This window comes from Pseudomonas sp. NFACC24-1 (assembly GCF_900115235.1).
Lineage (GTDB): Bacteria > Pseudomonadota > Gammaproteobacteria > Pseudomonadales > Pseudomonadaceae > Aquipseudomonas > Aquipseudomonas fluorescens_AA.
The window spans coordinates 1-5,962 of the sequence record NZ_FOVS01000071.1 but is presented as its reverse complement, the minus strand read 5'-3'; the positions used below and the strand labels follow the sequence as shown (position 1 = coordinate 5,962).

The 5,962-nt window shown below is 61.6% G+C and carries 2 protein-coding genes and 1 pseudogene; 2 read left to right on the top strand and 1 reads right to left on the bottom strand.

Going from position 1 to position 5,962, the window contains the following annotated elements:
* Positions 1–4,071: pseudogene (locus tag BM317_RS29465) on the top strand (LapA family giant adhesin); the annotation flags it as partial.
* Between the two features lie 141 nt (positions 4,072–4,212).
* On the top strand, positions 4,213–4,551 hold the full coding sequence (locus BM317_RS29460) for a hypothetical protein (RefSeq protein ID WP_053161687.1): 339 nt from the start codon (positions 4,213–4,215) through the stop codon (positions 4,549–4,551).
* 249 nt (positions 4,552–4,800) lie between these two features.
* Here BM317_RS29460 and BM317_RS29455 read toward each other — a convergent pair whose 3' ends face one another.
* Positions 4,801–5,154, bottom strand: a complete 354-nt coding sequence (locus tag BM317_RS29455; RefSeq protein WP_092477198.1) for a DUF6124 family protein — start codon at positions 5,152–5,154, stop codon at positions 4,801–4,803.
* Between the last annotated feature and the right edge of the window lie 808 nt (positions 5,155–5,962).

The following is a 5,962-nucleotide window of genomic DNA, read 5'->3' as shown; positions in this document are numbered from 1 at the left end:
GCGCCAGTCAGCACCATCGTCAGCGACGTCAACGACACCACCACCGTGACCTTGACCGCCACACCAACCGTGAACGAAAACGGCACCATCACTTACACCGCCACCCTGACCGGCGCCGACGGCAAACCCGTCACTGCACAGGACGGTCCGGTCACTGTTACTTTGGACAGCGGCAAAACCATCACCATCGCCGCCGGCGCAAGCTCGGGCGTATTGGATGTGGCTGCTGGCAACGATGTCTACACCGGTGCTCCGTCCATCACCGAAACGATCAAATCGGCTTCCGGCGGCAACCTCGAAGCCATCGCTGTCGATAAGACCGGCGCGTCGACGACGGTGGGCGATACCGTCGACAACACCACCGTCAGCATTAGCGGCAGCACGTCCGTCACCGAAGGCCAGGCAGCCACGTACACCGTCAGCCTGACCAACCCGGCGCAGACGGAAGTGACCGTCAAGATCGTCTACAGCGGCACCGCCGCCGACGGTACGGATTTCACCGGTGTCTACACCGTGAAGATCCCGGCCAACGCCACCAGCGCTACCTTCAACGTGGCGACGCTGGACGACAAGATCACCGAAGGCACCGAAAACTTCGTGGTCAAGATCGACTCGGCCACCGGCGGCAATTTCGAACACCTGGGCGTCAGCGGCACCAACGGCAGCGTCAGCACCTCGATCATCGACAACGATGCGCCGCCGGTACTCGACCTGGACGCCAACAACTCCAGCGGCAAGACGGGTGCCGATTACCAGGTGACCTTCACCGAAGGCACCACTGGCCCGGGCGTGTCCATCGCCGATACCGACCTGAAGATCACCGACCCGGACAGCACCATGCTGACCGGCGCCACCATCGTGCTGACCAACCGTCAGCCTGGCGATGCGCTGAACCTGGGCAACAGCGTCAACGGCATCAGCATCAACGCCAACAGCACCGACGGCAAGGTCGTGCTGACGCTGTCGGGCAACGCGACGCTGGCCGACTACATGCAGCAGATCAAGAACATCAGCTTCATCAACAACAGCGAAGATCCGAGCACCGTACCGCGCATCATCACCGTGACGGTGACCGACGGCAGCAACTACTCGAACACCGCGACCACTACCGTGAACGTGGTCGGGGTTAACGACGCACCAGTAGCCACCGGCGGCGCGGTGACCGGTACCGAAGACACTTCGCTGGTCCTCGGCTGGTCGACGTTCGGTATCAGCGACGTGGACAGCGCCGCCGCCAGCCAGGGTGTGAAAATCACCGGGCTGCCGGGTGACGGCAAGCTGCAGTACCTGGACGGCGCAACCTGGAAGGACGTGGCCAACAACCAGACGTTCACCAAGGCCGACATCGACGCCGGCAAACTGCGCTTTACCCCCGATGCCAACGAATCCGGCGCCAACGGCAACCCGACCGGCGTGGGCGATCAAAAGGCCGATTACGCGCAAATCAGCTTCCAACCAACCGACGGCCAGGCGCTGGGCAATACCAGCACCGTGAAGATCGATATCACGCCGGTCGCCGACGCACCGAGCCTCAACGTGGCTGGCAACAGCGTGACCTCCACCGGTCTGATCAAGGAAGTCTGGACCGGCCTGTCGGGCCTGGGCACCGATGGCAGCGGCGCGCCGTCCGACACGCTCAAGTCGGTGATCGATGCCGCCGGCACGCCAAACAGCAGCACCAACGTGACCAACGTTCAGTCCGACAGCAACGTCAACCCGGGCACTGCGTCGAAAACTTCCGGCCTGATCTTCCTCGAAGCCGGTAAGACCTACACCTTCAGCGGCACGGGCGATGACAGCCTGCTGGTGACCATTGGCGGCAAGGATGTGGCGGGCATTACCTGGGGCGCAGGCGGCAAGCTGAACGGTTCGTTCACGCCGACCACCAGCGGCTACTACACCCTGGACATCTACCACCACAACCAGACCGGCCCGGGCAGCTACGACGTGAACCTGTCGGTCAACGGCAGCACGCCAGTGGACCTGAGCAGTGCCGGCGTGCCGCTCTACACTGGCGTGACCGACCTGGCGAACGCTGGCGTGACTGTCTCCGACCTGCACGGCACCAACGGCGAAGGCTACTACGACGGCTTCAAGCTCAACGAAGGCGCCGAAGGCACCAGCGTGCACCTGTCGAAGATCACCACCGCCCTGACCGACACCGACGGCTCCGAAAGCTTGAGCGTGAAGATCGGCGGTATTCCGGAAGGCAGCGTGCTGAGCGACGGCGCGGGCCATACCGCGACCGTGGGCAGCAACGGCGAGGCCTCGGTCACCGGCTGGAACCTGGGCAGCCTGACCCTGACGCCACCGACCTACTACAACGGCCAGTTCAACCTGACCGTGACGTCGACCTCTACCGAAGCCCTCGGCGGTTCGGCGGTCAGTACGGCGCAGATCCCGGTCACCGTCTACCCGGCGACCTACAACGCGGTCACCGCCACGTCTGGCAGCGACAACGTCACCGGCACCGACGGCAACGACATCGTGGTCGCCGACATCGGCGGGCTGACCGTGGTGCCGGGGGTCAACTACAACATCGCCTTCATGGTCGACAGCTCTGGCAGCATGAGCGACTCGTCCATCGCAGCGGCCAAGGCCTCGCTGACCTCGGTGTTCAACACCCTCAAGCAAAGCTTGGGCAGCAACTCCGGGACGGTGAACATCTTCCTGGCCGACTTCGACAGCCAGGTGAACAACACGGTCTCGGTCAACCTCAACGACCCGAACGCCTTGACCCTGCTCAAGGGCGTACTCGACTCGATGGTGTCCGGCGGCGGTACCAACTATGAAGACGTGTTCAAGACCACGGCGAACTTCTTCAAGAGCACCGACGCCCTGAACAATACCGGGGCGAAGAACCTGACGTACTTCATTACCGACGGCAAGCCGACTTACTACCAGACCGGCGAACAGACCAATCCGACGCTTTACGGCACCGTCAAGCTCGATGATGTCTTGAGCGCAGCCAATTACAGCGTCGGCAAGTACTACACCCAGACGATCGACAGCACACACAAGTACACCATCTACGAAAACGGTGAGATGTACCTGTCGACCAAAAGCGGCAAGAAATGGACCGACAGTTATGTAGGCACGGTGCATGCCGAGGGCAACGGCACCTTTGAACTGTCGAACCAGGGCGGCACCGGCTATGGCGAATACTGGAACTATGTCGATTCAGCAGCGGGCTCGACCGACAGCTTCACGCTGCTCAAAGGCTTGAGCAGCGTGGAAGCCATTGGCCTGAACAGTGATGTGACCCTGAACGACCTCAAGCCCTACGATTCGGACTCGACACCACAGACCAACATCGACCCGAACAACCTGGCCAACTCGATCATCGGCCACACCGAAGCAACCCTGCCGGGCGCCGACACGGTCAACGGTGGCGACGGCAATGACATCCTGTTCGGCGACCTGGTGAGCTTCAACGGCATCGCCGGCGAGGGTTACCAGGCCATCCAGGCTTTCGTCGCCCAGCAGAACGGCGTGGACGTCAGCAAGGTCACCACCAGCAACGTGCACCAGTACATCACCGAGCACTACACCGCGTTCGATGTGTCCGGTGCCCACGATGGCAACGACACCCTGCTGGGCGGCGCCGGCAACGACATCATTTTCGGCCAGGGCGGCAACGACACGCTCAACGGTGGCAAGGGCAATGACATCCTGCTGGGTGGCACGGGTAACGACACACTGATCGGCGGCCAGGGCAATGACACCCTGATCGGCGGCCTGGGGGGCGATACCTTTGTCTGGAAGTCCGGCGACACCGGCACCGACGTGATCAAGAACTTCAACGCCGGCGAAGGTGACCGGATCGACCTGCGGGATCTGTTGCAGGGTGAAACCGGCAGCACCATCGACCACTTCCTGAAGATCAGCACGGTCGATGGCGTGTCGTCGCTGCAGGTCAGTACCTCCGGCCAGTTCAATGGGGCCAACGGTGCCGCGGCGACGCCGGACGTGACGATCAAGCTCGAAGGCAACAACTGGTCGAACGTGAACCTGAACTCGTTGATCGCCGGCAGTGACCCGACCATCAAGGTCGATCACAACAACAGCTGACCGAGCCCTCACGGCCGCCCTTCACAGGGCGGTCGTGCATGGCTGCGCCCAGGATGACGATTTCGTCCTCACCCTCCATACTCCCCCACAGTTGGCCTATGCTGCCCAGCATGACGCCGCTTCATACATGAGGGATGCCCGATGTTTTATGTGCAACGCGATGCACAAGGCCTGCTGGTGCGCGTAGAAGCCACCGCTTACGCCGAAGCCACCGAGACCTTGCCGGCCGACAACCACGAGATCCAGGACTGGTTCGCCAACCAGGCGGTGGAAAACAGCCTCAAGCAGCTCAAGCAGAGCGACCTGGAAATGATCCGGGTACTCGATGACTTGATCCAGGTGCTGACCAGCAAAGGCGTCATCCGCGTCACCGATCTGCCAGCCGCGGCCCAGGCCAAGCTGATGGACCGCACCCAGGCCCGGGAAGCCTTGGGCGGCTTGAGCCGGTTGATCGACGATGATGAGAAGGGGTTGATCTAGCCTGCCCGAGCAGAACACAACCCGCTGTGGCGAGGGGATTTATCCCCGTTGGGCTGCGAAGCAGCCCCAACTGGCTGAATGTGGGCCACCTGACACTCCGAGGCGACTGGTTTTAGGGCTGCTGCGCAGCCCAACGGGGATAAATCCCCTCGCCACAACGGCGTCCGGCTTCAGTTTGGGAAAGAGCTGAAGGGCTGACGCCATCGCGAGCTTGCTCGCGATGACAATCTTCAATTCACCGCAGGCCTGTCAGCCCGCCGCTTGAACCTCCAGCCGATCCATCGCCCGCTCCACCAACAACTGCACCCCATCGGCCATCCGGCTGATCGCCAGGATCACGCTGCGGCGTGAGCCGTCGACGTCATCAGCCAGGTCGGCGGCGATGGCGCTGATGGACAGCAAGTCTTCGGAGGCATTGGCCAGGAGGGTTTCAGTGACGATATCCGGGGAGACCATGAAGAGCTGGGCGGTTGGGTTTTTTCCCGAGGCTTCATCGGTAGGTTTGGGATTGAGGTAGTAGTCGAGGGCGCGCTCGGCGGCCTCATCGAGTTTTTTGGAGGCGTTGCCAGGACTTCCTGGCGGATTCGGAGTTATTTTGAACATTAGAGATTTCCTAAACAGTTAAGTGGAAACCGTCACCGTTCGCTTGCACGCGAATGAGGGTGGCGGCCGTACGCAGGTGTGCAAGACCGGGCCTGTTTAGGACACCCAGCAGATCCAAGGATCTCCTGCGTGCAGCCGCCATAAAGTCAGCGGGCAGAAAAAAGCCCCTGAGCGATGTAGCGTCGCATCCTAAACAGTTTCTTCGGACTTGCACGTCCGTGTCACCGTTTTTTCAGTGACAAACCCAGACTAGCCACGAGGCAGACGCCGGACAAGTTCACCAACTTCGCTACAACTCGAAGGAAATCTCCTAGGACCTTGCTTTTGGAGGGGGTGTATATCCGTTTCTGCGGTAACGGCTACTGGCGGTTCCGCCCTTACGGCGGCTCACTTTTGAGAAGCGCAAAAGTAAGCAAAACGCTCTTGCCCCACCACTCGGCACCTCGCCTAGGCTCGGTGTGCCCTCACTCCGGCATTGCTCCGTGGGCCGCCGCGAAGGGCCATCCATGGCCCAGCGCGGCTACCTCGGCATCCATGCCGAGGTGCCCACTGCGCAATGCCTGCGTTCGGCCAGCGTGGTTAACGGGGCGCCCAAGATCAAAAGCAAGAGCAAGAGCAAGAGCAAGAGCAAGAGCAAGAGCAAGAGCAAGAGCGGGGCACATCCCGGCATTTTATTTAGCAGCCCCACCGCCGAGCCCTGTGGGAGCCGAGCTTGCTCGCGATGGCGATGGGTCTGCCTGCATCAATGCTGAATGTACCGCCTTCGCGAGCAAGCCCGCTCCCACATAGGCTTTTGGTCGTTTACAAG